The following is a 26,073-nucleotide window of genomic DNA, read 5'->3' as shown; positions in this document are numbered from 1 at the left end:
GGGGCCACTCAGCTCAGCGGGCGCCCCGCGAGCCGCCACAGCACGGTCACGAACGCCTGGGCGACCGCCCGGGGCTCGCCCCCGAGCTCGCGCCGGCTCGTGACCGCGGAGCTGCGCTCGCCGGGTCGTCGGGTGCCCGAGAACTGCGCCACCGGGCCGTCGCGCCACGGCGTCCGGGGGTCGACGAGGGCCGCCACGGCGCTGCGGGCGGTCACGTGCCGGCCGCCGAAGCGTGCGTCGAGGAACTCCGCGAAGCGCCACGTCGGATCCTGCTCGGACCGGACGAGGATCTCGCGCACGACGTCCGCGACGCCCCGCGACGGGTCCGCCTCCCGGGCCCGCGAGACGAGGTAGGCGTCGACGTCCGCGACGAGGTCGGCGCGGGTGAGCGCGCCCGTCCCCGTGCCGATCCGCTCGGCGAGCCAGGCCTGGGCACCGCCGCGCGGCTCGGGGCCGGACTCGCGGACCGTGACGTACTGGGCCCAGAGCGCGACGAGGTCGAGGGCCCAGCTGCCGAGGTCGCCGCGGCCCACGGTCGCTGGGTCGTCGGCGAAGCCCGCGATCGACCAGACGCGTGCGCTCGCCGCGAGGTGCGCCAGGTCGCCGTCGTAGTCGGCTGGGTTGGCGGCGGGCGGGGGGGTCGCGAGGAACCGGGCGCGTGCGGCCGCGAGCTCGGACGCCGGCGGGTCGGAGAGCCTGGTCTCTGCGAGCGGCGTTGACGCGACCCACGCGGCGGTCGCGTACCGGCCGGTCTGCGCGTGGTGCAGCACGAGGTCGTCGGCCTGGGCGCGGGCCTCGTCGGACGCCCCGCGGAGCGCGACCTCGGCCTCGAAGCGGAGCTGGGTCAGGGACCAGAACATCTGGTGGAAGCCCGCGTCGTCGGTGCCGCGCGGGGTCTCGACGAGCCCGTCGGCGGCGACCGGCTCGGCGCGCGGCGAGCGGACGACCTTGTCGATCGTCACGACGCCGGCCCCGGCCCCGACCGTGAGGGTCTGCACCTGGTCGTACGCCCACTGCGGGGGCAGCGGGAAGCCGAGGTTGCCGCTCCAGCCGCGGGACATGCCCGCGACGAACGCGCTCATCGCGAGCTCGCGGGCGCACACCCGGGCGCACACGTTCCGCGAGCCGTACACCCCGACCCGGTACTCCCCCGCCCGCGCGGCGCCGATCCCGCGGTTGACGCCCTCGAAGTACCGGAGGACGCGCGCGTCGATGTCGTCGTTCGTGGCGTCGTAGTCGACGGCGAAGTGGATCACCGCGCCGGGCCGGAACCCGAGCTGGCGGGCGCGGCGGGCGGCGGCCAGCCCGTGGCCGTAGCCGATCTCGTCGGTGAAGTACTTCGCCTCGTTGCCGAACTCCTGGTAGATCGGGAACGTGGCGAGCCCGGCGGCCAGCACGTCGTCGAGCTCCGCGCGGCGGTAGCGCTTCGTCGCGACGCTCATGTACCGCCCGACGGTCCGGTAGCCCGCCTCGCGCAGGGCGGCCGCCATGGCGGGGGTCAGCGGCGTCGAGGTGTCCGCCGCGGTGCCGGGGCGGTCCGGGTCGCCCGAGCTCACGAGGAGCGACGCCCACGTGGCGAAGTCCCCGACGCCCGTCGGGGCGAGCTGCACGAAGTCCTGGAACGCCGCGACGGCCTCCGAGGTCCCGGCGCCGAACGTGCCGTCGAACGGCGAGGCGTAGCCGTTGCACAGCAGCGCGCCCTGGAAGAGCCGCACGAACGCGGCACGGTCGTCGGTGCTGCCCGGCTCGACGTACGCCGGTCCCCGCAGGCCGGCCTGCGTCCCGGGGCCGAAGTTCCCGTTCGCGACGCCGTCGGCCATCCCGATCTCGTACTGGACGCCGAGCATGAGCCCGCGCTGGACGTCCCGCGCGTAGCGCCCGTCGCAGGGGACGACCGCGAAGTCGAGCCGGGTCAGGTAGCGCGAGTTGAGCCACTGCTGGAACGCCCGGACCCCGTCGCGCCCGCCCGGCACGGTGAGGTAGGCGTCCATGCTGAGCAGGCTCTTCATGACCTTGACGTCGACCGCGGGGGTCGTGCCGGGGAGCCCGAGGTCCTGCAGGACGCGGACCACGGAGAGCGCGAGCGCGTCGTCGAACGCGCCGTCGCGCACGTCGCCGCCCTGGTAGCCCTTGCACCACAGCGCGCACCGCAGGATCCGCACCACGTTCGACGCGGGGCTCTGCGGGGTCAGCGTCCCGACCTGGGCGGCGAACCGTGCGGTCGTCGTCGCGCCGAAGTTGTCCGAGAGGGCCGTGATGCCGAGCTCGACCTGGAGCCCGCGCGTGAGGGCGAAGACCGTGCGCCAGCCCGTGACCCCGTCGACCTCGACCGGCGTGTAGCCGGCGACCCCGCCGTAGGTGCCGTTGACCCAGGCCTGCGCCTCCTGGACCCAGAAGTCCGCCATCGTCCGTCCCCCGCTCAGGTCGTGCCGCACGTGGCGGACTCGGCGTGCGGGGTCCCCGAGGACGTGAGGTCGCTCACGGAGCACCGGCCGGTCGCGCGCTGCGGGCGGGCCGCGTCGTCGACCCCGGCGAGCGTCACCGTGGCGTAGTGGAGCCCCGCGACGTCCTGCGCCGAGCCGGACGGCGTCACGTCGAGCGCGACGTCGAGCACCGTGCCCGCCGGGACCTCGTCGCGCAGGCGCACGACCGTCCGCAGCAGGTCGCCCGCGCGCGTCGAGGTGACCTCCGCGCGCGAGCGGTCGAGCGGGGCGCCGTCGAGGCGCAGCTCGGGCGCGGCCACCGCGGCGACGAGCCGGGCGTCGAGGTCGACCGTGAGCCGGGTGCCCGCCGGGACCGGACCCGGCCCGACGCCGGCGACGCGGACGCCCACCGGGAATCGGTAGCTGCGCGCCGCACCGGCTGCGCCCACGCCGCACGACGTCCACGCGGCGGCGAGCTCGGCGCCCCACGGCGCGCGCGGGGTGCTCGTCGACACGTCGGCCCAGCGGTACTCGCCCGCGCCGCCCGTGAGCGTGAGCGTCAACGGGACGACGTCCGCGACGTTCTCCGCCGGGTACAGCGCGCGCGGCACGAGCGGCAGGAGCACGAGCGTCGGCGCGTCGTGCGGCACGTCGTCCGGCGCGGCGCCCGGCGCGCTCGTGAGCCCGAACCGCAGCTCCGTCACGCCCTCCGCCGTGCGGTGCTCCGCGACCGGGACGGTCCAGACACGACCCGCGCTCGACAGCATCACGTCGCCACGGCGTGCGAGGAGCCGGGGGTCGAACACCAGGACGCCCGTGAGCTCCGGCGTCGACGGCGTGAGGCCCCGCACCTCGAGGACCCGGGGCACCTCGGCGAGCGTCTCGGTGGTGAAGGCGGCGTCGAACCACGCGAGCGTCGTCGTCTCGACCGCGGTCGACGACCACGGGCCCGCCGCGGGTACCGGCTCGGCCGGGGGCCCGTCGTGACCGTGCGCGGTCGTCGCGAGGCTGACCGCGCCGGCCCCGGCGCCGAGGACCGCGAGCGCGGTGCGACGGGTGATGTCCACTGTGCCCCCCTAGGTCCAGGCCGGCGACGACCCTGTCGACGACAACGAGCGACGACCGGAGCCGCCGCGACGAAACACGGTGTCAGACGCCCACCGGATGAGGCAACCCTCACGCACGGTGCGTCGCGGAGGTTCCGCGGAGCGCGTAGTCGGGTGTCCGCGCAGCCTGTGCGCGCGCTGTGCGTAGCGGCGCCCCCCGCGCACGGCCGGTCCGCGTCCGAGGTCGGGGTGGCTCTGCGGCGCGGCCGGGGCGGGCGGGGGCGGGCCGGTCGGGCCCGTTTCGACCTGCGCCTCCGACTCCGCTATCCTGAGCAGGCTCAACCGGGGTGTGGCGCAGCTTGGTAGCGCGCTTCGTTCGGGACGAAGAGGTCGTGGGTTCGAATCCCGCCACCCCGACTCGATGGGCAGAGGCCCGTGGTCAGCGGAAACGCTGGCTGCGGGCCTTCGTCGTTCCCTGGCCCATCCCGCCTCGCAATGACCTGGGGGACTGCCGGGGACTACGCGGGCTCTCGACCCATCGCCTCCGCGACGCTGAACAGCGCTTCCATGCCCGACAGCGGGTCCACCTCGACGTGCAAGAAGACGCTGTCCATCACCCGCGCGCCGGTCTGGATCACCGGCAGCAGTTCCTCGCGGTAGACCGCCTCTGTCACGGCGGTGCCCGAGTGGCCGAGCAGCCGCGAATCTCCTCCAGCGGCACACCGCGCTCGGACATGATCGAGGCGAACGAATGACGTAGGTCCCGCGGAGTCCACTCCGCCGGCTCGATGCCCGGCACCAACGTCAGGGCAGACCGGAACGCGTCACGCACGTTCGACGCGTCGAGCATCGTCCCGACCCGTGACGTGAAGACCAGCCCGGAGTCCTGCCAGCTGGAGCCGGCCGCGAAGCGCGCCGCGGTCTGGGCCGCTCGGTGCCGATGCAGCACCGCAACGGCGAGACCCGAGAGCGCGATCGTCCGTCGCGACTTCGCCGTCTTGGTGTCGCCTCCGACCCGGCAGACCGCCACACCGCAACCGACGCCGGGCGACCCGCATCCGCTCGCCGACCAGGTCCAGGTGAACCCAACGCAGGGCACGGACTCCCTCCGTCCGCAGGCCCGTCACCAGCGACACGACGATGCACGCGTGCATTGGATGACCCGCCGTGAGGGTCAGCACATCGGCAGCCTGTTGAACGGTCATCGACCGTGACGCGCGCCCGGCACGCCCCCTTGGCACTTCCACGAACTCGACGACGACCCGCGCCACTAGACCGCGGGACATCGCTCGCCTGACCGAGCGGTTGAGCACCGAGCGCACGTCAGCCAGGGATCGAGTCGACAGCGCCCCGGCAAGGACCTGCAACCAGCGTTCGACTTCCTCAGCCCGCAGGTCCTTGAACTTCCGCCCATCCAGGTGCTCGATTACGCGCTTCGCCAGAACCTGTTCTTCTCCACCGTCTTCGCGCTCGCCCGGGCATCACCCAGCTCCATGGCCGCGGTCGCGCCGGCCCACAGCATCGGGCGCGGCCAGCCCGGCACTGCCTACGTCGTCGACGACGAGGGAATGGTCGACCGCGTCCGTGCCGACTACTGGACCGATGACGCCGTGCGCGCGGTTGCGCAGCTGCACCCGGCCCCTCCCCGACCCGACCTCTGATGCAAACGCGCCTACGGCGAGTGGGGGGCGGCGGCGACCGAGAAGAATGACCACCTCGCGGCGTCCCGTAGCCGACCAGTACGGCACCGCTCGCAAGCCTAGCGCACCGCGCAAGCCGCGAGCACCGCGCGCGCCTCGTGCCGAGCACGAGCAAGCGCCGCACACACGACAGCGACCTCGACCCAATAGGGGGTACCTCGGGCTAAGCCCAGAGAAGTTCCTGCTCGTAGTCCGCACTAACCTTCGTCCCCTGCACGGCGGTGCCGGCGTCAAGCAGCGTGACAAAATACGGGGCAACGAGCGTCGCACGGAACGCGACGGTGTACCGCCGCCTCGCTGCCGGCGCATCATCGACATAGCGCACCACCGATGTCACTTGCGAAGAACCCACTGGAGCACCAGAACGGAGGTTCACTACAGACTCCGCGGCAAAGTTGACCGGAAAGCCGTCTACATCGAGCGGATCGACCGAGTAGCACACCAACGCATAGTGCCTCTTGGGAGAGGAAGCGGCACTGGCCTTACTAGTGACGACGCCGCTCCGCAGCGAATAAGGCCGCCCATCGATACCCAACCCGGAGCGCCACGAGACGACGCGCTCTGGGGCGACATCCCCGACAGCCGGCTTCGACAGCATCGGCGTGAATAGCACCTCTGGATTAGACGCAGTCTCTACGAGCGCCTGGATCGACGGGGCGATACTGTTGCCAATACCCCAGTAGAAGAGGCCGCCTCCAGCTTGTCGCTCACTCTCCTTCCGCGCACGTATGACATCTATCGTGTCGCCGGCCTCAGTGCCGAACTTGGTCCAACAGAAGCAAGACGGGGGCGCAATATCCTCCACAGCCATGCCTAGAGGGTACTAGACTCAGCCCGCCAGGCACAACGCGCCACGCGAATAAATGGGGAGGTGCCGCCATCAACGAGAACGAGAACTCGCTCCGACAAACGCTCCACTCGGTCGGCTATTCGGACCTAGCAATAGACGCCGTCTGGCCTGAGTGGTGGAGCGCCGCTGCGGAGGCCTCAATCTCCGCGCGCGCCGAGTTGAAACTGACGATCGCAAGGCGGCTAGGGATCAAGCCATCCTCCTTGCTCGGCGACACAGAGCCCGTGTTCGCTTGGAAGGACACAGCCCGCTTCAAGAACCTCGGAAGCACATCAGCCACTGAGCAGGACATCCTCAGCTCCTTCGCGGTTTCACTGGCGTCGATCCTCGCCGCCGGTGCGCCTCGACCACGAGTACCAGTAGCAAGGCAAGGCGCCCTTGACCTTCGCCGACTTCTGGCCGGGTACTCGCTACGGGACGTCCTAACGCTGAGCTGGGCTTGTGGTATACCAGTTGTGCAGACGCTTGTCTTTCCTCTCCCCCAGAAGCGCATGCACGCTGTTTGCGCGCAATGGCACGACGGTTTCGCCATTATCATCGGCGAAAGCACGCGGTTCCCTGCAAAGGCGGCCTTCACCGTCGCCCACGAACTGGGCCACATATTCCTGGGCCACACCGGGACCTCATCCAGCTTGCTCGACATTGAGGATCCTGCCAGGGAGCAGCCGGATGACGAGGAGGAGGCAGCAAATGCCTTCGCGCTACAGCTCCTAACGGGCAGGACTGAATTGGACATCACCCGCCCTCCGGGTGATTTCAATCCGGCTCAGCTAGCGACCGCTGCAGTCGACTACTCTAGGGAATGGGGCATCGACCCAGGGACCATTGCGCTCATCTTCGCGCGCCAGCACAACGAGTGGGCGCGAGGAACGGCCGCGCTGAAAATCCTCGGCGAGGGTGACGTCGGTGGGGCGATCAACCGACTCGCTCGCAAGATGTTGCATTGGGATGCGCTCGGCATGGACCAGCAGGAATACCTCGATACAGTCATGGGGAAGTGACTTGGCCCAGCGAAGCGCCGTCGACAATGATGTCCTGATCAAGCTGTCGAGATACCTATTCCTAACCTCCGAGTCCTTCCAAGGGCTGATCGGGCCAGAGGCCGCCGGGGTCCTTGGCGCGGCACCATTCGTCGTCGGCGCGCGATTGCAGAAGAAGACGCCGATCGAAACCCGCGCAGCAGCGCTGGCACAGTTCCAGGACTTCATGGCGACAGCGGAACTGTTAGAGCCAAGTTCATCCGAGCTTGCCGTGGCGGCCGCCCTGGAGGATCGTGCCCAAGAGCTCGGCTTGCCTCTCGACACAGGAGAGAGCCAGCTCATCGCCATCGTGGCGGACCGCCGCTTCGCTCACTTCCTTACAGGCGACAAAAGGGCCCTAGGCGCCCTCGAAGTGGTCGGTCCGCTGGTGCTCGACGCCGCTCTAATCACCGGCGTCGCCATCTGCTTCGAGCAGATTATCCTCCGACTCGCGCAAGAAATCGGCGTCGACGCGTGCAGGCAAGGGGTTTGCACTGACCGCGCCGCCGACCTCGCCGTTGCTCTAGCGTTCGCGTGCAACCAAGATGTAGTCACACTTGACGACGTGGCGACGGGACTTACTTCCTACATCGAGCACTTGCGCAAGTCGTGTCCCGTTGTGCTTATGAGATAAACACTCCGGACTAGCGGAGGAACACCGCGTAGGGCTCAGCCATATGGGCAACCAAGCCGATCGACGCTACCTGGGTACCCTCGCTCATGAGCGTGGGATCGTACTCCAGGCAGGCCTTATCCACGCGCCCCTTCACGTACCGGTCTCCAGCGCGGCCAGCACTCGGCCCTAGGCCCACCTTAGTCATGTCAAGGGGTAGCTCTAGGTCCGCTTCTTCGAGGCTATCAATCCAAAGCGCATACCGAGACCCCAGCGCGTTGACGGCTTCCGGAATCGCTTCCCACTCCAGCCCATCGACGGAGTACTCGCTTGCACGCAGGGGCTCCGCAAAGTGCTTCGACTCCATGGGCTTCATCGCAAGCACAAGCTGGGATCCCCGAGAAGCGAGCGACTGAGCGAACGGCTGTACCATCGACGTCGGGTGGCACGTGTTGCCCCCGTAGCCCCACAGGGCAAAGCCGGCACGCTCGATCTCTTTCTGCTTGCGCGTAATGATCTCGTCAAGCGACTCATTCGCGTGAGTCCCGACCTTCATGAACAAAATGCCGGTGCGGGGATCCTGCGCCTCCGCCCAAGGGATGCTACCCATCAAGCAACTCCAACCTGTACTCGTCCTGGTGGGCCTTACCGTAGTCGAGCCGCTTCAGTTCACGCACGTAGTGTACGCGCGGCGCCTTTCCGGCACCGTAGAAGTTCTCGAGCAACGCGGCATCCACCACCAGCGGCTGCGACTCCGGGCGCGCCGAGCGCGGCAAGGCGCGAAACACCAGATTGCAAGAAAGTAGGTCGGGCGCGTCGTCCAAGTGGTAGGCATGCAGTTGAGGCGTCATACGCTTCACATAAAATCCTTGGTCCGACGCGAACCGCTGGGTCGCACCGAGGACAGCCTGCGCCCAATCCAACTCCTCGTCGTCGGCTATGACGACGAGTCCTTCCCCGGCGAAGTTTGTCGCTTGCATCCCGCGGTACGCAAACAAGTGAACGCTGGTACCACCGTTGCTCGCACCCCACGGCGGGTTCGTGTAGAAGGCGTCAAAGTCGCTCAACGGCGGGAGCTCGTCAATACAGTTGTAGAGGGTTGCATCGAGCGTCGGTATTCTTTCCTTATCCGCAAATCTTTTCACAGCCCCGATCACGCGCTCGTCGAAATCGAGCACCAGTATCTGCGTGGGGCCGTAGGGAAAAATGCCTCGCTCACACAGGTAGGCCACGCAGACGCTGATCGCATCTCCGTCCCCAATGAAGACGAGCCGCTTGCCCGCCGCCCACCGTGCAACGAACTCGGCCTGCATCACCATGTCGCCGGCCTTCATGTGAATTTGGTCGAATTCGCGCAGCGGGCGCGGGCGATTCGTGATCACGTCAGAAATAGCGTTCACTGCCGCCTTGAGGTCGATCTCGCCGTTAGTGGTCAACTCAACCCCGATCCTCGAAACCACAGGCCCTGGCCACTTGCCTGGCCACCGCCGCGGGCTCTCCCTCCGACTTCACGAAGTACGCCGGTACATGGCATGTGTGCGCGTACGTTAGCGCCAAGTTCATCTGCAGGTCCTGGTGAATCCGAAGGTCGAGCTCGTCGGGGAGAGGCCGCCCTTGCGAGTCGCTGCCAATCCGCCGCCCAATCTCCTGCGGTGAGGCGTAGAGTACGACAATCGACGTAATGCCCAGCTGCCTGATCGTCTCGTGGCTGTACGGTACGGCTCTGAACCCCCACGCTTCCTTCGTCACGGCGTGCGAGTCGATGATGCATGGTGCCGTAGATTCGCGAATGAGCGCCGCAATCTCAGCGTCTAGGTCCTTCACATCGCGCTCTTCGATGACTTGGGCCGAGCGTTCCCTGAGTTCGCTCTGCGACGCCACGCTCGCCGTTCGCTCGGTCAGCAGTGCGCCATAGCTGAGAACCTTTGCGTCGACCATTCCCCCCAACAGGGTTGCAGTAGTCGTCTTGCCCGTGGCAGGAGCACCGGTGAGGTAGATGACCTGCCGATGACTGCGCTCGGTGCCGAGCATGCTCGCCCCCTTTCGCTCCGGTGAACTTAGCAGCGCTTGCACCGAGAGGCGGGCAAATCCTCTGCAACGGGGTGCCCGGCATGTCGTTGGGCCACCCTCCACGAGAGATACGCCGCACGAGCCGAGCCAGGCACCACGCCGCTTCGGAGGGCAGCTAAGCAAGAGGCGCGTGCCGCGTGGTCCCCGGACGTTGACTACACCCCCGCTAGGCTGCCTGGCCCCTGCGCTAAGCCAGGCGCTGAGCCAGGCCACGGACCCGATTGTGATTCGACCTCTCAATCCGACCTGCCCGGGGAGGAAGTTCCTTACTGACTCAAGGCCGCGCTCCGCGCGGCGCCGCGTGGGTAGGTCGAGGCCCCGCGGCAGGAGCCCCGCGCTGCGGTCGCTGCGCTCCCTCCGCGCACCCCGCCGCACCCCACCCCACCCACGCGCCATCCCGACGGAGACGCAGCTGGCTCGCAGCTCGTCGACTCCTCACCACAGACGGCGATCGGCTCCACGACGGTCTTTGCCACCGCGCAGTCGCGTCAAGGGCGCTCCGCGTCGCTACGCGATGGCCGAAGGCGGCCCCCCCTTGACCCGACCACACGGCGACAAAGGCATGCGGGTATCCGAACGACGTCCGACTCTGATTCACGACAAGGGGGACTACTCGCGCCACCACCGCGGCGACGCGAACCGAAACTGAGCCGACGATCGCAACTCACGCAGCCCGTACGGACCCTGCGAGACAGGGCCGCGGACCCGGTCGGGACGAAGAGGTCGTGGGTTCGAATCCCGCCCCCCGACCGGGAGAGAGCAGAGGGCCCCGACCAGCGAACGCTGGTCCGGGCCCTCTGTCGTGCCACCCGCAGCAGGGTCCTGCTCGCCGGGACCCGGTGCCGCGCTCGCCGGGCCGGGCGGTCGACGCCCGACCGACCCGGTGGCGCTCCGGGTCAGCGCGGCCCGAGGTAGGACACGGTGCCGCTGCCCGAGCGGATCGACACCGAGCGCGACGCCGACGGGTCGGTCGCGGCCTCGACGACCTGCTGGCCGTCGGCGGTCGAGATCTCGAGCCGGACCGGGGTGCCCGTGCCGTGCACCGTCACGGGGCCGTCGCTCGAGGACGCCTCGACGTTCCCCCGGACCCCCGCGACCGTGACCGAGCCGCTGCCGGACACGGCCGTCGCGTCGCCCGTGACGTCGCTCACGTCGACCTGGCCGTCGGACGAGCGGGCCTCGACCCGTCCGCGGGCGCCGACGACCGAGACCTGGCCGCTGCCCGAGACCGCGAGCGCGTCGCCGTCCGCGCCGAGCACCTCGACGGACCCGTCCGAGCTCTGCGCCTCGACCCGGCCCCCGGCGTCCGCCACCGCGACGCGCCCGCTGCCGGAGCGGGCCATGACCTCGCCGCCCGAGTCCCGCACGTCGACCGACCCGTCGCTGGTGCGGGCGTCGACCTTCCCTCGCACGCCCACGACCTCGATGCCGCCGGACCCGGAGCCGGCGAGGACGTCACCGCCCGCGTCGACGACCCGCACGTGCCCGTCCGACGAGCGCGCCTCGACGCCGCCCGTCGCGTCGTGCACCTCGACCCCGCCCGAGCCGGAGACGGCGAGCACGGTGCCGTCGACACCGTCGACCGTCACGCTCCCGTCCCCCGAGCTCAGGTCGACGTCACCCACGATCCCGGACGCCACGATGCTGCCGGACGAGGACCGCACGACCAGCTCGGTGCCCTCGGGGACCCGCACGTCGAGGCCCGCGGTGCAGCTCCCGAACCAGATGCCCGTGCACCGGTGCTCGACGACGAGCCGGTCACCCTCGAGCTGGCCGCCGAAGACGGGGTCGACGAACCCCGAGCGGCTGCGCGCCACGACCTCGACGTCCCCGGTCCCGACCGCGACGTCGACGGGGCCGTCGGCGACGAGCTCGACGACGTCGGCCGGCGCGAAGTCGCGCTGCTCCGTGGCGGTGCTCTGCGCGAGCGCGTCGGACCCCTGGAACGCCGCGAGCACCAGCAGCCCTCCGCCGACGATCCCCCCGGCCCAGGTGAGCGCCCGGGCGCCGGGCCCGCGCGGGGACGGCGCGGGCGGCAGCCCCGTCGGCGGGTTCCCGCCACCGGGCGGGGGTGCGTCGGGCGTGTGCGGGGCGCCGGGGACCTCCGGGGTGAGGACCGCGGTGTCCGCGAGCGGCTCGTGGTGCGTGGTCATGGTCGGTCTCCTCCGGTGGGTGCGTGCTCGAGCCAGCGCAGGACCGCGAGCACGCGGCGGTGGTCGTCACCGTCGGGGGCGAGGTCGAGCTTGGTCAGGATGGATGTCACGTGCTTCTCGACGGCGCCGAGGCCGATCACGAGACGTTCGGCGATGGCCGCGTTCGAGCGGCCCTCCGCCATGAGGCCCAGGACGTCGCGCTCGCGCGCCGTGAGGGCGTCGAGCCCGGCGCGGCGGCCGCGGGCGAGCAGCTGCGCGACGACCTCGGGGTCGATCACGGTGCCGCCCCCGGCGACCCGGCCGACGACGTCGAGGAACTCGTCGACGTCGGCGACGCGGTCCTTCAGCACGTAGCCGAGAGCGCGCACGTCCCCCGCGAACAGCTCGGCGGCGTAGCGCTGCTCGACGTACTGCGAGAGGACCAGCACCGGGAGCCGCTTGTGGATGCTGCGCAGGTGGACCGCGGCGCGCAGGCCCTCGTCGGTGTGCGACGGCGGCATGCGGACGTCGGTCACGAGCAGGTCCGGGAGGGCGTCGGCGCGGCTCATCGCGGCGACGAGCTCGTCGGCGGTCTTGTGGCCGGTCACCTCGTGGCCCTCGGCCTCGAGCAGCCGGGTCAGGCCGTCCAGCAGGAGGACGGAGTCCTCGGCGATCACGATGCGCACGGCACCTCCACGGTGAGTCGGGTGCCGCCGCCGACGGGGCTGTCGAGCGTCAGGGTGCCGTCGAGCACCTCGACGCGGCTGCGCAGGCCGTCGAGCCCGCTGCCGGGCCGGGCGGTCGCGCCGCCGCGGCCGCCGTCGACGACCTCGAGGCGGAGCACGGAGTCGCGCACCGTGGCACGGACGGTCGCGGTGCGGGCGCCCGAGTGCCGGGCGACGTTGGTGAGGGCCTCGGCGGTCACGAAGTAGGCGGCCGCCTGCGCGCTCGGGCCGGCGGCGGCGAGCGACGCCGGGTCGGGCACGTCGACCGTGACCGGGACGGTGCACCGCGCGGCGAGCGCCGAGAGCGCGGCGTCGAGCCCGCGGTCGGTCAGCACGGCCGGGTGGATGCCCCGCACGAGGTCGCGCAGCTCGGCGAGCGTCTCCTTGACCTCGCGGTGCGCGTGGTCGAGCGCCGCGGCGGCGGCCACCGGGTCCTGCGCGGCGGCGCGCTTGGCGACACCGAGCTCGACGCCGAGCGCGACGAGGCGCTGCTGGGCGCCGTCGTGCAGGTCGCGCTCGATGCGGCGGCGGTCGTCCTCCGCGGTGCCGACCGCACGCGTGCGGGTCTCCCGCAGCTGCACGGCGCGGACCTCGGCCTGCGACGCCCGGTCCTGCGCCGCTTGCGCGGCGACGCGGGCGGCCTGCACGGCGGCGGCGCTCCGGGGCCACCCGAGCAGGCCCCGCGCGAGGCGCACGTGCAGCAGCGTGAGGGCCTGCAGCGCGAGCGGCCACACCCAGGTGCCGACGAGCCCGACGACGACGAGGAACGGGACCCGGCTGACGGGGACGTCCGTGGACGCCACGTACAGCGGGAAGAAGACCATCGCGAGCGCGAACCCGCCGAGCACCCAGACCAGCAGGGCCTGCAGGACGGTGACCCCGAGGCCCAGGAGCGCGTACGCCAGGTGGGCCCAGCTCCGGACGTCGGTCAGGACGCCCCAGGCGCGACGCCACAGGCGCGCCTGGACGGGGCTGCGGTACTCCGGTGCGGGGATGTCGACGCCGAGCTGGGCGTGCAGGCGGCTGCGCTCGAGCCCGGCGAGCGGCCGGGCGACGAGCAGCGTGAGCACGAGCAGCGGGATGCCGACGACGAGCACCGCGAACGCGATCGAGAAGCCCAGCGCGAGGACCAGCGCGATCGAGGCGCCCAGCAGGAGCCACAGGCCGACGGTCGCCTGCGACACGGCGCGCCACGTCGCGGCGCTGACCGGCGCCCGGAGCAGCTCGCGGCCGCCGGTGAGCGCCGGGGCGACGACGCGCAGGTCGTCGTCGACGCTCTGGGTGGGGGCCGGTGCGGACGCGGCGGGGGCGCCGGCGGGCCGCACGCCGCCGCCCGGCGCCGGGGCGGTGAGCACGGCTGTCGGGGTCGAGCCCGGCGTCGCGAGGGCCGGGCGTGCGTACGCGGGGACCCCCTGCACGGCGGTCGTCGCGCCCGCAGCAGGTGCGCCGGCGGGGATCGGGGCGGGCGTCGGGGCGGTGGGGGGCGCGGACGCCGCGGACGGCTCGGTGGCCGGGTCCGCGGGCGCGTCGGCGCCGCTCGGTGGGGCCGGCGCCGGGGTCGGCGCGGGGACGTCGGAGGTCATGGGGACGACGCTAGGCCCCGGCGTGCACGCTGCCCCAGCCTGCGGTCCCCCTCGTGCCGGGTGGGGGCTCCCCCACCCCGGGTGCCCGTCCGGCCGGGCGCGGCGTCCGTCCGGGCGCCCGACCGCCCGGCCCGTTCCGCGTCGACGGCGCCGGCGCCTCGTCGGACGCACGGGCGGCCGCTCCGGGTCAGTCGCTGGGTCCGCGGCGGTCGCCGGGCGGCGCGGCCTCCCGGTAGCGGTCGGCGACGGCCGAGGCGCGCTCGTGCAGGGCCGCCCGCAACCACGGCGGGGACAGGGCCTCGGCGTCCACGCCGAGCTGCCACACCACCCACTCGGCGTGCCGCGGGTCCTGGAACGTGGCCTCGACCCGCAGCCAGCCGTCGGTGTCGGTCTCCTCGCCCGCGACGGCGAGCGCGGTGCCCACGAGCTCGTCGCGCCGCGCGACCCGCACCCGGATGCCCACCGTCACCTGGTCGTCGCCGGCCCGGAAGCGGGCGCTGCGGTCGAGCCACGCGCGCTCCAGGTCGACGCTCTCGGGGCGCTGCGCGGGCTCGTCGAGGACCTCGGCAGCGAGGACCCGGGACAGCCGGTACGTGCGGTCGGCGCCGGACCTGGCGGCCAGCAGGTAGGCCCGGCCGCGCACGGTGACGAGGCCGACCGGGTCCACCGTCCGCCAGTCCGGCGCCTGCCCCGCGGCGGCGTAGTGCAGCCGCAGCCGCAGCCCGGCGAGCACCGCCCGCCGGACCGCCGCGGTGACGGCGCCCGGGACGTCGTCGACGTCCGCCCGGCGCGCCAGCAGGTCGGTGTCCGGCTCGACCAGCAGGCGCTCGGCCGCCCGCGCCGCGGTGGCCCGACTGCTCGCGGGGAGCGCGTCGACGACCTTGAGCACGGCCGACGCGAGCGCCGCCCCGAGGCCGAACGCCTCCGCGCCTCGCCGCGACCCGGCGACGAGCAACGCCAGCGCCTCGTCGTGGTTGAGGCCGGTCAGCTCCGTCCGGAAGCCGGGCAGCAGCGCGAAGCCGCCGTGCCGGCCGCGCTCGGCGTACACCGGGACGCCGGCCGCGGACAACGCCTCGACGTCGCGCAGCACGGTGCGGGTCGAGACCTCGAGCTCGCGGGCCAGCGCCTCCGCGGAGAGGCGGCCGTGCTGGCGGAGCAGCAGCACGAGCGAGACGAGCCGGTCGGCGCGCACCCGACGACCGTAACGAATACACGACAGAGGGTGTCGTGATTCGTCGAGAGCCTGCTCGTGCGGGCCGGCGTGCTGCCGGCCGGCGTCCGCACCTCCCGACGACCGAAGGACCCGACGTGACGATCGAACGAACGGCAGTGAACCCGGTGACGTGGTCCCAGCAGCTCGGCTTCCACCAGGGCGAGCTCGTCTCCGGGCACACCCGCACGCTGTACTGCTCCGGGCAGACCGCGACGGACGCCGACGGGGCGCCGCAGCACGGGGGCGACATGGCGGCGCAGGTCGCGCTGAGCCTCGACAACCTGGAGGCCGTCCTCGGTGGTGCCGGCCTGTCGCTGGCCGACCTCGTGCGGCTGAACGTCTTCACGACCGACGTCGACCTGCTCCTGCAGCACTACGGGGTGCTCGCGTCGCGGCTCGCCGCCGCCGGGGTCGCCCCCGCGAGCACGCTGCTCGGGGTCACGCGCCTCGCGGTCCCCGGCCTGATGGTCGAGCTCGAGGGCACCGCCGTCGCATGACGGCGCGACCGGCGAGCCGGGGCGCCGCCCTACTCGCCGGCCGCCCCGTCGACGAGCTCGCGCGCGACGTCGAGGTGGCCGGCGTGGCGGGCGTACTCCTGGAGCACGTGGAAGGCGATCCACGCGAGCGTCGGGGTCGGCTCCGCGGTGAACCGCCCGCCCTGGCTGCCGCGCTCGCCGAGCGGCACGGACGTGAGGATCGCCGTCGTCCGTCTGCCGCCCGCATGCAGCCGCTCGACGACGTCCGCGACCGTCACGGTCTCCGGCACCGCCCACCGACCGCCGTCGACCCCGTCGGCGTGGTCGCCCCAGGGGTCGTCGACCTGCTCAGCCAGGAAGCCCCACACGAACCACCGGCGCTCCATGTGCACGAGGTGCCAGAGCAGCTCCAGCGGGGTCCAGCCGGACGGCAGCACCGACCGGCGGAGGTCGGGCTCCGCGAGCCCGGACACCTTGCGCGCCACCGCGTCGCGGCAGAAGTCGAGGTACGCGACGAGCTGCACCGCCGCGTCAGCGGAGTCGACCTGCGGTTCCCCGCCCGAGACAGCCATACGGCGACCGTAGCCGGAGAGCCGCGTCGCGACCGCCGGGCCGTCGCGTCGCGCGGCTCGCCCGGGAAGAGGAGTGCGCGAGCCCATTGACTTCCGTGGCTAACGTCGATAGCTTTTGGCTACACCCATTAGCCACTGGAGGGCATCATGACCGGACCCACGACCCACCGCCTCGACCTGGACGAGGGCACCCTCGTGTACGACGTCCTCGGCGAGGGGCCCCTCGTCGTGCTCGCCCACGGCATGGGCGACAGCCGCCGCTCGTACCGCTTCCTGGTCCCCGCCCTGGCTGCCGCGGGCTACCGCGTCGCCAACCTCGACCTCCGCGGCTGCGGTGACTCCAGCCACGGGTGGACGGGCTACAGCCGCACCGACATCGCCGGCGACCTCCTCGCCCTCGTCCGCCACCTCGTCGGCACCTCGAGCGACCGGGCCGTCCTCGTGGGCCAGTCGATCAGCGGCGGCGCCGCCACCATCGCCGCCGCCGACGCCCCCGACCTGATCGCCGGCGTCGTCGAGCTCGCCCCCTTCACCCGCGCGCAGTCCGCCGACCTGGGCGGCCTGCTGCGGAGCAAGCGGTACCGCGCCTCGGGGACCCTGCTGGCCCGGACCCTCCTGCTGGGCAGCGTGCCGTCGTGGATGAAGTACCTCGAGCTGGCCTACCCCACCACCCCGGCCGACTGGGCCGACGAGCGCGACCGCATCCGCACCTCGATGAGCGAGCCCGCGCGGATGAAGGTGCTGCAGGCCATGGCGAAGTCCAGCCCCGCCGACGCCGGCGCCCGGCTGCCCGACGTCACGTGCCCGGTCCTCGTCGTGGAGGGCAGCCTCGACCCCGACTGGGCCGACCCCCGCGCCGAGGGCGAGCGCATCCTCGCCGACCTGCCCCCGGGTCTCGGTGAGCTCGCCGTGATCGACGGCGCCGGCCACTACCCGCACGCGCAGACCCCCGAGGAGCTCCTCGCCCTCGTCCTGCCCTTCCTCACCCGGACGCTGGCCCGTGCCTAGGGCAGGTCTCGTCCCCGCCGTCGTCACCGAGGCCGGCGCCGCCCTGGCCGACGAGGTCGGCTTCACCCGGCTCAGCATGGGCCTGGTCGCCGAGCGGCTCGGCGTGAAGACGCCCTCCCTCTACAAGCACGTCGACGGGCAGGCCGACCTGGCCCACCGCATCGCCGTCCTGGCCTCCGACGAGCTGGGCGACGCCATGGGCGACGCGATCCAGGGCCGGGCCGGCAGCGAGGCCCTCGCCGCCGCCGCCCAGGCGATGCGCACCTACGTCAAGGAGCACCCCGGCCGCTACGCCGCGATCAACAGCGCTCGACCCGGCGGGCCCGACGACCCGTTCGTCGCCGCGAGCCGCCGCGCCCTGAGCGCCCTGACGGCGGTGCTGCGCGGGTACGGCCTGCCCCCGGAGGAGGAGATCCACGCGCTGCGGATGCTGCGCAGCGTGCTGCACGGCTTCGTCACCCTCGAGGTGGCCACCGGCTTCCGGTACGACACGGACGTCGACGACAGCTTCGCGTGGCTGATCGACTTCATCGACCACGGCCTCCACGCCACCGCCTCCGCCACCGCGGCGGACGCGCCGCCACCCGCCGCACCGCACGGCGCCGGGCCGACGCCCTGAGCGAGCGACGCCGCCGGCGCTCGCCAGCAGGCAGCCGCCGCGCCGGGGGCGTCCGCCCTCCCTCTCAGTCGGTCGGCTCGACCGCCGACGGGTCGTCCTCGAGCTCGCCCGGCGTCGGCACGTCGGCCTCGCCGCTGTCCTCCGTGGACCCGGCGCCGCCCTCCGGGGAGTCGCCCGACCCGTCCGGCTCGGCGCCCGACTCGAGCACCTCCGGGGTGACCTCCTGCTCGAGGGTCGGGTACCCGTAGCCGCCGTCGGGCTCCCCGGCGTCCGGTGCCTGCGGTGCGTCGCTCATGGTCGTCCTCCCCTGCCGTGCCCGGGCCGTCGCGGACCAGGTCGATCCCATCGTCGGCGTCCGCGCCGTGCCGCGCCATCCCACGGGCTGTCGCGGGCACGATGTCGAGAACGGAGGGCCGGGTGCGACACCCTGTCGAACGGCACCACCGAGGGCCGTCACGACGAAGGAGACGCGCGATGCGCTACATGATCATGATGGACTACGGCGGCGTGGAGTCCGCGTGCGAGCCGATGGACCGCTGGACCCCCGAGGAGCTGCAGGCGCACTTCGCGTTCCAGGCCGCCCTCCAGGAGGAGCTCGTCGAGCGGGGCGAGTTCGTCGACGGGCAGGGGCTGGCGTCGCCCGACCAGGCGAAGTTCGTCGTCAGCGACGGCGTCGGGGCACCGGTCGTCGTCGACGGGCCCTACCCCGAGGGCAAGGAGCTGCTCGCGGGCTACTGGCTGGTCGACGTCGACTCGGTCGACCGCGCCGTCGAGATCGCCGCGAGGGCGTCGGCGGCGCCGGCCCAGGGCGGCCGGCCGATCCAGCAGCGGATCGAGGTGCGCGAGGTCATGAGCGCGCCGTCGCCCGAGTGACGAGCCGACAGGCACCGCCACCATGACCACCGACGTCGAGGGCCTGCTGCGCCGGTGCGCGCCGCAGGCCCTCGGGGCGGTCGCGCGGCGGCACGCGGACTTCGCCGCCGCCGAGGACGCCGTGCAGGAGGCGCTGCTCGCGGCGGCGCAGCAGTGGCCGCGCGACGGCGTCCCGGACAACGCGGTCGGCTGGCTCGTGCGGGTCGCGGCGCGGCGGCTGGCGGACGAGCACCGCGAGGTCACCGCCCGCCGGCGCCGCGAGGAGGTCGCCGCCGCACGCGACCAGCGCCCGCCGGACGACGTCGAGCAGCACGACGACACGCTCACCGTCATGCTCCTGTGCTGCCACCCGGCGCTGACTCCCGCCGCGGCGATCCCGCTCACGCTGCGCGCGGTCGGCGGCCTGACGACGCGCGAGATCGCGGCGGCGTTCCTCGTGCCGGAGGCGACCATGGCCCAGCGCATCAGCCGCGCCAAGGCGACGCTGCGGGCGTCGGACGTCCCGTTCGCGATGCCCGCGCCCGACGACGTCCCGCGGCGCCTCGCCCTCGTCCGGCACGTCCTCTACCTGCTCTTCAACGAGGGCTACGCGACCAGCGCCGGCCCCGACCTGCTGCGGGTCGACGTCACCGGCGAGGCGATCCGGCTGACCCGCCTGCTGCACGCCGCGGTGCCGGACGACGCGGAGGTCACCGGCCTGCTCGCGCTGCTGCTGCTCACCGAGGCCCGCCGGCCCGCGCGGTCCGGCCCGCACGGGGAGCTCGTGCCGCTCGCCGAGCAGGACCGCTCGCTGTGGGACCGGGCCCTCGTCGTCGAGGGCGTCCGTCTCGCGACCGACGCGCTGCGCGCCGGACGCCCGGGCGAGCACACGCTCCAGGCCTGCATCGCGGTGCTGCACGACCAGGCGCCGAGCTCCGGGGCGACCGACTGGCCCCAGGTCCTCGCGCTGTACGACCGCCTCCTCGCGCTGACCGGCAGCCCCGTCGTGGCGCTGCACCGGGCCGTCGCCGTCGCGATGGTGCACGGCCCCGCACGCGGTCTGGCCGCGCTCGACGGTGTGGCCGAGCGCCTCGGCAGCGGGCACCGGCTGCACGCCGTCCGGGCCCACCTGCTCGAGCTCGACGGGCGACCGCGCGACGCCGTCGACGCCTACCGGCACGCCGCCGCCGCCGCGACCAACCTCCGCGAGCGCGAGTACCTCACTCTCCGGGCGGCCCGCCTGGCCTGAGCCGCCCGGCCGTCCGCTGCCCAACGGTTCGAGCACCCGGCGCGTTCTAGGTGGTGACGAGGGTCGCGACGGGGAGGGGACGCACGGTGCCGCAGTGGAGACAGCTGCTCGAGGAGGTCGTGCGCACCCGGCGCGCGTCGCTCCTCGGGTACGCGTACGTGCTCACGCTCGACGCGGACGAGGCGGAGGACCTCCTGCAGGAGGCGCTGGTGCGCGTGTTCGCCCGGCGACGCGCTCTCGACGACCCGCGGGGCGCCGAGGCGTACGTCCGGGCCGCGATCCGCAGCGGGTTCCTCGACGGCGTGCGTCGGCGGCGCTCGCGCTGGGGCAAGGCGCACCTGCTCGTGGAGGACCACGGGCGCCGCTCACCGGACGACGTCGCCGTGGCCGGGCTGGACGTGCGGGCGGCCCTCGCGACGCTGCCCGCGCGGGAGCGTGCCTGCGTAGTGCTGCGCCACATCGACGACCTCACCGTGCCGGCGATCGCTGCCGGGCTCGGGATCAGCGAGGGGGCCGTGAAGCGATACCTCTCGGACGGCACGCGTGCTCTGCGTGCCGTCCTCGGTGACGAGATCACCGTGACGGACCCGATGACCGTCCCGGTCGACACCCGCAGCGGAAGGAGCGCGACATGACCCGCGACCTGCGGTCCGTGCTGGAGGAGTTCGGCGAGGAGAGCGGCCGCGCGCTGGCCGCCCGGAGCGCACCGGACCCGGGGGTGCACGTCCAGCGCGTCGCGCGCCGCGTCGTCCGGCGTCGCACGCTCCGTGCAGGTGCTGCGGGCACCGGGGTCGCCGTGGTGGCGCTCGTCGGCGTGCTCGCCGCCCAGGGGTTCGTCGGACCACGTCCAGCGCCCCCGGCCCTCACGCCGAGCCCCGCGGTCAGCGTCAGCCCGAGCACGGCACCCGAGCCGACCCCTACGCCGTCCGCCAGCCCCGCGCGGACGTCGAGCGAGCCGACGTCCGCGGCACCGCCCGTCGTGGAGCAGCCGGAGCTCGTGCTCGGCAAAGGCGGGGCGGTCGCCGGCTTCGGGGCCGGGGCCGACGCGGGCGCCGTCGTCGCGCACCTCACCGGGCTGTTCGGCGCCGCGCCCGAGGACGTCAACGCTCAGGGCCCGGGACGCTGCCCCGCGAACGGCGACCCCGGGGCGAGCCTGCGGTGGGGCAACGTCGCGCTCCTGCTGCGCACCCGGGACGCGACCGGCGCGCCCGTCGAGCCCACCGTCGCCGGGTGGAGCGTGCAGCAGCTCGCGCCGGACGAGCCGGGGTGGGACGGCCCGTGGCGTGCGGTCGGGACCCGCACCGCGGAGGGCCTGCGTCTGGGCGAGACCGTCTCCGCGGCCCGCGCGCTGTACCCGGACCTCGACGGAGGGGAGTCCTGGTTCAGCCCGTCCGTGTATCACTGGTCCACCGGAGACTTCCCGATGACGTACGCGTTCGCGTCGGTCGGGGGCGGGCCCGACGCCGTCGTCACGGCCATGTCCGGCGGGTACGAGTGCGGCGAGTGACCGCGAGGGTGGGCTGCTGAGGACGGCGACGGTCGGGCCGGTCGGCGCGCACGGCCGCAGGGCCGGTCCGGACGAGCGGACCGACCCTGCGGGGCGTGCGTGGTGCTCCGTGCTGCGGGCGTCAGCCCACGGTGCAGGGAGCCCCGTTGAGCGTGAACGCGGTCGGCTTCGGGTTCGAGCCGGTGTGCGACCCGTTGAACCCGACGTCGATGGTCCCGCCCGCGGCGAGGGTGCCGTTCCACGGCGCGTTGTCCGCGGTGACGGCCGTGCCGCTCTGCGACCAGACCGCGCTCCAGCCCTGCTGGACCTTCTGGCCGCCCGCGAACGAGAAGCCGAGCTTCCAGCTCGAGAGCGCCGCGCCGGTGTTGGTGACCTTGACCGACGCCGTGAACCCGGAGTTCCAGTCGCTGGTCGTGTAGGTGACCTTGCAGGCGCCCGGCGTGACGTCGGGGCTCGTCGTGACGCTCAGCGCCGCGGACGGCGTCGAGACGTTCCCGGCGGCGTCCTTGGCGCGCACGGTGTACGAGTACGCGGTGCTCGCCGTCAGGCCGGTGTCGCTGTACGACGTGGTCGTCGTGGAGCCGACCCGCGTCGTGCCGCGGTACACGTCGTACCCGGTCACGGCCACGTTGTCGGTCGACGGCTGCCACGTCAGGGCGACCGACGTGGTCGTCCTGCTCGGCGACACGAGGCCGAGCGGCGCCGACGGCGGTGTCGTGTCGACGGTGCCGCCACCCTCGTTCGTGGTGACGCTGAGCGCCGTCGACGGGTCGGAGACGTTGCCGGCCGCGTCCTTCGCCCGCACGGTGTACGAGTACGCCGTGGCGGCCGTGAGGCCCGTGTCGGTGTAGGTCGTGCCCGTCGCCGAGCCCACCCGCGTCGTGCCGCGGTACACGTCGTACCCCGTCACACGGACGTTGTCCGTCGAGGCCGTCCAGCCCAGCGTGACGCTCGTGGCCGTCTTCGCCGTCGAGGTCAGGGCGGTGGGGACCGTCGGCTTCTGCGTGTCGACGGGCGGCACGGTGCCGCCGTCGCCGAACAGGCGGTCGTAGTCGGCCAGGGCGGTCGCGATGGCCGTCTGCGCCCAGAACCGGTGGTAGTTGAACGTCGGGGCCGGTCCGCCGTCGAGGTACGCCTTGACCTTGGGCCACGCCGGGTCGTTCTTGAGGAAGCTGCGCATGTCGAGGAAGCTCACGCCCGGCTTGATGACGTCGCCGTTGGGCATCGTGCCCGTCCAACCGGCGGGGACGTAGACGCCGTCGCCGGTCGTCGAGGTCATGACGTCGTCGAGACGCTTGAAGTCCTCGCGGGTCTCCGTCGTGGAGACGCCGATCGAGTCGCGGTTGTTGGTCCAGATCGCGTCGAGCAGACCCTTGGCCGCGGCCTGAGCCTCGGCGTGGTCGGCCTCGGCGGCGTAGTACATGAGCGTCCGGGCGAGCGCGCCGGCGACGCCGACGTCCTGGCCCTGGCTGGCGACCTCGACGCGCAGACCGGCGTTGGTGCCGGGGCTCGCGGGGTTCCAGGTGTCCGGCTGACCCGTCCACTTGAGCGTCGACGGGACGGCCCAGTCGGCGCCGCTCGCCTTGGTGTGCGCGAGGGCCCACGGGACCCACTTGTCGAGCAGCGCCTTGGCCTTCGGGTTGCCGGACGCGTTGTAGAGCTGCGCGATGCGCTCCATCGACCACACCTGCATGCCGAACCAGGAGTTCGACGGCGGGTCGTGGTAGACGGGGGCCTCGGTGTAGCCCATGCCGTAGAACGTCGACGTGCCGGCCGGCGGCGTCGCGTACGCGCCGTCCCAGCTGTTCGTCGCGCCACCGGCGATGCCGCCGTCCGCGGACTGCAGCCACTGGTAGAACTCGAGCTGGCGCTCGAGGCTCTTGGTCCAGTCGGACACGGCCGTCGCGCCCTTGGGCTTGAGCGCCGAGTCGGTCGACAGGGCCCAGGCCGCCATCGGGTTCTGGTACCCGAAGTGGTTGTGGCTCGAGCCGATGCGCCACGCCCAGCCGGCGCTGGGGTCGGTCGCGCCGCCCCAGGCGTAGTACCAGGAGAGCAGGTAGTGGGCGCTGTCCTTGCCGGTGCCGGCGGCGCAGCTCTTCGAGGTGCAGCCGATCTTCTTGAAGTACTTGTCGAACAGCGCGTAGCGCAGGTAGTCGCCCATCTTGGCGGCCTTCGCGACGGTGCCCGAGATCTCGGACGCCTTGCCCTGGTCGGTCGCCCACTGGTTGGCCCAGTACATGGCGTCGATCGCACGCGCGTCGGCGTCGGGGGCGTTGGTGTACTTCCACTGCTTGGCGTACGACGCGTCCTTGGTGAACAGGTCGAGGAAGCCGTTCTTGCCGCCGAACTCGAACTCGTCGCACGACGGCTGCGGGATGGTCTCGTAGACCGACTCCTGCGGGCCGCGCTGGAACGTGTTGATGTACGACGTGCCCGCGCCGGGGCCGTTGGTGCAGCCCGCGCCCGGGGAAGCTCCGAAGCCGTAGACGTTGTCGACGTCCGCGAGCCAGTGCATGCCGTAGATGTCGTCGGTGCCGTGCGCGGCCTTGAGCTCCGCCGCGATGGGGTCGGGGCCGACCGAGACACCCGACTCGAGCGCCGACGGGTAGTTGCTCGGGTGGTTGTACTCGCTCGCGTACGACGCCGGCGCCGAGGGCTTGTAGAACGAGTTGGTGGGCTGGTCCGCAGCCTGCGGGATCATGTACTTCTCCATCGTGGCCCACGCGTCGTTGAGCGGCTTCCAGTCGCCGGTCGCCTCGCCGTAGGCGCTCTCGAGCCAGATCCAGAAGCTGTACGCCTCCGACGTGGTCTCGTGCCCGTAGTCCGGGGCCTCGACGATGAACGTCTCGACCGAGTGGTACGGGATGCCCTGCGGGCTGAAGTAGCCGCTCGCCGGGTCCTTGATGTCCTGGTACATCTCGAGGAAGCGCTGCTGGTACTCGCCCCCCTCCTCGATCGCGGCAGGCGCGACCGCGGGAGCGGCGGCCGCGGGCGCGGGTGACGCCAGCGCGGGTTGCATCCCGCACACGGCTACGAGCGACGACACGCCCAGGGCGGAGACCGCCCAGGCGACACGTCGTCGGGTGAGTCCTGACATGCGAAGTTCCTCTCGTCGAAGGGCGCCGGTGAGGGTGCCCGGGACGCGGTCCCGCTGCGCCGGGAACGCCGGTGGCCCCGCCGCCGGGCCGTCCCGGCCGTGCCGTCCTTGGCTCGACCGGGGGGACGGGCTCTCCGCGTCGGACCGGCCCGCGTCGCTGCGGTGCCGGTCTGCGCGTGCTGCCCTGCGTCGCCCCCGCCGCGGCAGCGGGGACCTCGTGCACGCTCGCGATCGACGTCGATGGGAGCGCTCCTACAACCTCGCGGCCACGGGCCTTCGTCCGGGGCCGTCCGTGCGGCGGACCCGCGGACCGGCCGTCGTCGGCACGGTCCGTGCGCCCGGCGCGCGAACAGCGCCCACAGTGGCACCCGCCCTCACCGGCGACAGCCCCGTGAAACGATTCGGCGTTCGTGGGTGCTCGGGACGGGCGTGCGCCGGGGCGCGACGACGCCCGGGCGACGGGTCGCCCGGGCGTCGTGGAGCGGGTCTCAGGACCAGCGGAAGATCCTCGCGGCGACCGGCACCCCGACGAGCGTCCACGCCGCCATGACCAGCAGCTCGGTCGCCGGGAACGGCTGGCCGTACCAGGCGGCGCCCATCGCCTGCGACGCGGCGCCGACCGGGGTGTACTGGCTGATCGTCTGCACGATCTCCGGCATCAGCGGGAGCGGCATCCACACGCCGGCGAAGAACAGCGACACGAAGTACAGCAGCATCCCGACGCCGTTCGCCGAGGACGTGTTCGGCGCCCGGGCCGCGATGAGGCAGCCGACCGCCATGGTCGACGTGGCGCCGAGCACGAAGCCGAGGACCAGCGCGAGCGGGTCGGCCGGCAGCGAGATGTCGAGGACCACGACGCCGAGGACGACGGCGAGGACCGAGGCGACGACGAGCGTCGCGACGTTGACGAGCACCTGGGCGGCGAGCACCCGCGAGCTCGGCAGCGGCGTCGTGGCGAGCCGGCGCAGCACGCCGTTGCCGCGGTACGTCGCGATGGGGGTCGGGAACGTCGAGAACCCGACCGTCGCGATCGCCAGCGCCAGCACGATCGGGGTGTAGCCGGTGATGGCCGTGATCTGCGACAGCACCGGGTCCTTGTCGTCGAACGGCTGGTCGGCCCATGGCATGAACAGCCCGAGGACGACGAGCAGGACGGCGGGGAACGCGAGCCCGAAGAACGCGGCCGACGGCTCCCGCAGGAACAGCCGGGCCTCCGTGCGGGTCACGTGCGCGAGCACGCGTGCGCTCGTCGCGGTCGTGGCCGCGGTGCGCGCCGCCGGGGCGGGCGCGGGGGTCGGGGTGAGCGGGGCGGCGGTCAT

Annotated in this window: 26 protein-coding genes and 1 tRNA gene; 11 read left to right on the top strand and 16 right to left on the bottom strand. The window is 72.7% G+C overall.

Going from position 1 to position 26,073, the window contains the following annotated elements; genetic code table 11:
* Positions 1–8: 8 nt before the first annotated feature.
* Entirely contained in the window at positions 9–2,405 is a 2,397-nt protein-coding gene (locus NXY84_RS03475) for a glycoside hydrolase domain-containing protein (RefSeq protein WP_258725776.1), read from the bottom strand.
* A 14-nt stretch (positions 2,406–2,419) separates the two neighbouring features.
* Positions 2,420–3,490 (bottom strand): hypothetical protein, encoded by a 1,071-nt coding sequence (locus NXY84_RS03470; RefSeq protein ID WP_258725775.1) that lies wholly within the window; start codon positions 3,488–3,490, stop codon positions 2,420–2,422.
* A 322-nt stretch (positions 3,491–3,812) separates the two neighbouring features.
* Here NXY84_RS03470 and NXY84_RS03465 point away from each other — a divergent pair.
* Positions 3,813–3,886, top strand: a tRNA-Pro gene (locus NXY84_RS03465).
* A 101-nt stretch (positions 3,887–3,987) separates the two neighbouring features.
* Here NXY84_RS03465 and NXY84_RS03460 read toward each other — a convergent pair.
* Both NXY84_RS03460 and NXY84_RS03455 read right to left on the bottom strand, forming a co-directional pair.
* The gene (locus tag NXY84_RS03460; protein ID WP_258725774.1) at positions 3,988–4,143 is read right to left on the bottom strand and encodes a hypothetical protein; all 156 of its coding nucleotides are present in this window, start codon (positions 4,141–4,143) and stop codon (positions 3,988–3,990) included.
* Complete coding sequence (locus tag NXY84_RS03455; protein ID WP_258725773.1) at positions 4,140–4,568, bottom strand: tyrosine-type recombinase/integrase; 429 nt, start codon at positions 4,566–4,568, stop codon at positions 4,140–4,142. Before NXY84_RS03455 ends, NXY84_RS03460 begins: the two co-directional genes overlap by 4 nt.
* A gap of 319 nt (positions 4,569–4,887) precedes the next feature.
* Here NXY84_RS03455 and NXY84_RS03450 point away from each other — a divergent pair, with 319 nt between their 5' ends.
* Entirely contained in the window at positions 4,888–5,130 is a 243-nt protein-coding gene (locus tag NXY84_RS03450; protein WP_258725772.1) for a hypothetical protein, read from the top strand.
* 202 nt (positions 5,131–5,332) lie between these two features.
* Here NXY84_RS03450 and NXY84_RS03445 read toward each other — a convergent pair whose 3' ends face one another.
* Entirely contained in the window at positions 5,333–5,980 is a 648-nt protein-coding gene (locus NXY84_RS03445; protein WP_258725771.1) for a hypothetical protein, read from the bottom strand.
* 494 nt (positions 5,981–6,474) lie between these two features.
* Between NXY84_RS03445 and NXY84_RS03440 the strand changes: the two genes are divergently transcribed.
* Both NXY84_RS03440 and NXY84_RS03435 read left to right on the top strand, forming a co-directional pair.
* On the top strand, positions 6,475–7,020 hold the full coding sequence (locus NXY84_RS03440; protein ID WP_258725770.1) for an ImmA/IrrE family metallo-endopeptidase: 546 nt from the start codon (positions 6,475–6,477) through the stop codon (positions 7,018–7,020).
* 1 nt (position 7,021) lies between these two features.
* Complete coding sequence (locus tag NXY84_RS03435) at positions 7,022–7,672, top strand: hypothetical protein (RefSeq protein WP_258725769.1); 651 nt, start codon at positions 7,022–7,024, stop codon at positions 7,670–7,672.
* Between the two features lie 10 nt (positions 7,673–7,682).
* On the opposite strand, the gene NXY84_RS03430 is transcribed toward NXY84_RS03435, so the two are convergent.
* The 7 genes from NXY84_RS03430 to NXY84_RS03400 form a co-directional block, all read right to left on the bottom strand.
* Positions 7,683–8,261: a hypothetical protein gene (locus tag NXY84_RS03430; RefSeq protein ID WP_258725768.1), complete on the bottom strand. Its 579-nt coding sequence runs from the start codon at positions 8,259–8,261 to the stop codon at positions 7,683–7,685.
* Positions 8,254–9,087, bottom strand: a complete 834-nt coding sequence (locus NXY84_RS03425; RefSeq protein ID WP_258725767.1) for a bis-aminopropyl spermidine synthase family protein — start codon at positions 9,085–9,087, stop codon at positions 8,254–8,256. The genes NXY84_RS03430 and NXY84_RS03425 overlap by 8 nt, the downstream gene beginning before the upstream one ends.
* 1 nt (position 9,088) lies before the next feature.
* A complete protein-coding gene (locus tag NXY84_RS03420; RefSeq protein WP_258725766.1) occupies positions 9,089–9,682 on the bottom strand; it encodes an ATP-binding protein in 594 nt (197 codons plus the stop codon).
* A 935-nt stretch (positions 9,683–10,617) separates the two neighbouring features.
* On the bottom strand, positions 10,618–11,874 hold the full coding sequence (locus tag NXY84_RS03415; protein WP_258725765.1) for a DUF4097 domain-containing protein: 1,257 nt from the start codon (positions 11,872–11,874) through the stop codon (positions 10,618–10,620).
* On the bottom strand, positions 11,871–12,539 hold the full coding sequence (locus tag NXY84_RS03410) for a response regulator transcription factor (protein ID WP_258725764.1): 669 nt from the start codon (positions 12,537–12,539) through the stop codon (positions 11,871–11,873). Before NXY84_RS03410 ends, NXY84_RS03415 begins: the two co-directional genes overlap by 4 nt.
* Complete coding sequence (locus tag NXY84_RS03405; RefSeq protein WP_258725763.1) at positions 12,527–14,161, bottom strand: sensor histidine kinase; 1,635 nt, start codon at positions 14,159–14,161, stop codon at positions 12,527–12,529. Before NXY84_RS03405 ends, NXY84_RS03410 begins: the two co-directional genes overlap by 13 nt.
* 187 nt (positions 14,162–14,348) lie before the next feature.
* A complete protein-coding gene (locus NXY84_RS03400; protein ID WP_258725762.1) occupies positions 14,349–15,353 on the bottom strand; it encodes a helix-turn-helix transcriptional regulator in 1,005 nt (334 codons plus the stop codon).
* A gap of 122 nt (positions 15,354–15,475) precedes the next feature.
* Here NXY84_RS03400 and NXY84_RS03395 point away from each other — a divergent pair, with 122 nt between their 5' ends.
* Positions 15,476–15,871 (top strand): RidA family protein, encoded by a 396-nt coding sequence (locus NXY84_RS03395; RefSeq protein ID WP_258727106.1) that lies wholly within the window; start codon positions 15,476–15,478, stop codon positions 15,869–15,871.
* 29 nt (positions 15,872–15,900) lie between these two features.
* On the opposite strand, the gene NXY84_RS03390 is transcribed toward NXY84_RS03395, so the two are convergent.
* Entirely contained in the window at positions 15,901–16,422 is a 522-nt protein-coding gene (locus NXY84_RS03390; protein ID WP_258725761.1) for a DinB family protein, read from the bottom strand.
* A 147-nt stretch (positions 16,423–16,569) separates the two neighbouring features.
* Here NXY84_RS03390 and NXY84_RS03385 point away from each other — a divergent pair, with 147 nt between their 5' ends.
* Positions 16,570–17,430 carry an alpha/beta fold hydrolase gene (locus NXY84_RS03385; protein ID WP_258725760.1) on the top strand — a complete coding sequence of 287 codons (861 nt, stop codon included), beginning with the start codon at positions 16,570–16,572 and terminating at the stop codon, positions 17,428–17,430.
* Positions 17,423–18,049: a TetR/AcrR family transcriptional regulator gene (locus NXY84_RS03380; protein WP_258725759.1), complete on the top strand. Its 627-nt coding sequence runs from the start codon at positions 17,423–17,425 to the stop codon at positions 18,047–18,049. The genes NXY84_RS03385 and NXY84_RS03380 overlap by 8 nt, the downstream gene beginning before the upstream one ends.
* 64 nt (positions 18,050–18,113) lie before the next feature.
* Here the strand turns inward: NXY84_RS03380 and NXY84_RS03375 are convergent, their stop codons facing one another.
* Positions 18,114–18,344 carry a hypothetical protein gene (locus NXY84_RS03375; RefSeq protein ID WP_258725758.1) on the bottom strand — a complete coding sequence of 77 codons (231 nt, stop codon included), beginning with the start codon at positions 18,342–18,344 and terminating at the stop codon, positions 18,114–18,116.
* 179 nt (positions 18,345–18,523) lie between these two features.
* Here NXY84_RS03375 and NXY84_RS03370 point away from each other — a divergent pair, with 179 nt between their 5' ends.
* The 4 genes from NXY84_RS03370 (at position 18,524) to NXY84_RS03355 (ending at position 21,657) form a co-directional block, all read left to right on the top strand.
* A complete protein-coding gene (locus NXY84_RS03370; RefSeq protein ID WP_258725757.1) occupies positions 18,524–18,922 on the top strand; it encodes a YciI family protein in 399 nt (132 codons plus the stop codon).
* A 22-nt stretch (positions 18,923–18,944) separates the two neighbouring features.
* Positions 18,945–20,150, top strand: a complete 1,206-nt coding sequence (locus tag NXY84_RS03365) for an RNA polymerase sigma factor (protein WP_258725756.1) — start codon at positions 18,945–18,947, stop codon at positions 20,148–20,150.
* Positions 20,151–20,236: 86 nt separating this feature from the next.
* Positions 20,237–20,785, top strand: coding sequence for an RNA polymerase sigma factor (locus NXY84_RS03360; protein ID WP_258725755.1), 549 nt, complete (start codon positions 20,237–20,239; stop codon positions 20,783–20,785).
* Positions 20,782–21,657, top strand: a complete 876-nt coding sequence (locus NXY84_RS03355; RefSeq protein WP_258725754.1) for a hypothetical protein — start codon at positions 20,782–20,784, stop codon at positions 21,655–21,657. Before NXY84_RS03360 ends, NXY84_RS03355 begins: the two co-directional genes overlap by 4 nt.
* A gap of 121 nt (positions 21,658–21,778) precedes the next feature.
* Here the strand turns inward: NXY84_RS03355 and cbhB are convergent, their stop codons facing one another.
* Positions 21,779–24,754 carry an exoglucanase CbhB gene (gene cbhB, locus NXY84_RS03350; protein ID WP_258725753.1) on the bottom strand — a complete coding sequence of 992 codons (2,976 nt, stop codon included), beginning with the start codon at positions 24,752–24,754 and terminating at the stop codon, positions 21,779–21,781.
* Between the two features lie 488 nt (positions 24,755–25,242).
* Positions 25,243–26,073, bottom strand: coding sequence for an ABC transporter permease (locus NXY84_RS03345; RefSeq protein WP_258725752.1), 831 nt, complete (start codon positions 26,071–26,073; stop codon positions 25,243–25,245).

This window comes from Cellulomonas sp. NS3, assembly GCF_024757985.1.
GTDB lineage: Bacteria > Actinomycetota > Actinomycetes > Actinomycetales > Cellulomonadaceae > Cellulomonas_A.
The sequence above is the reverse complement of the archived record's forward strand: the minus strand, read 5'-3'. Positions and strand labels throughout refer to the sequence as shown.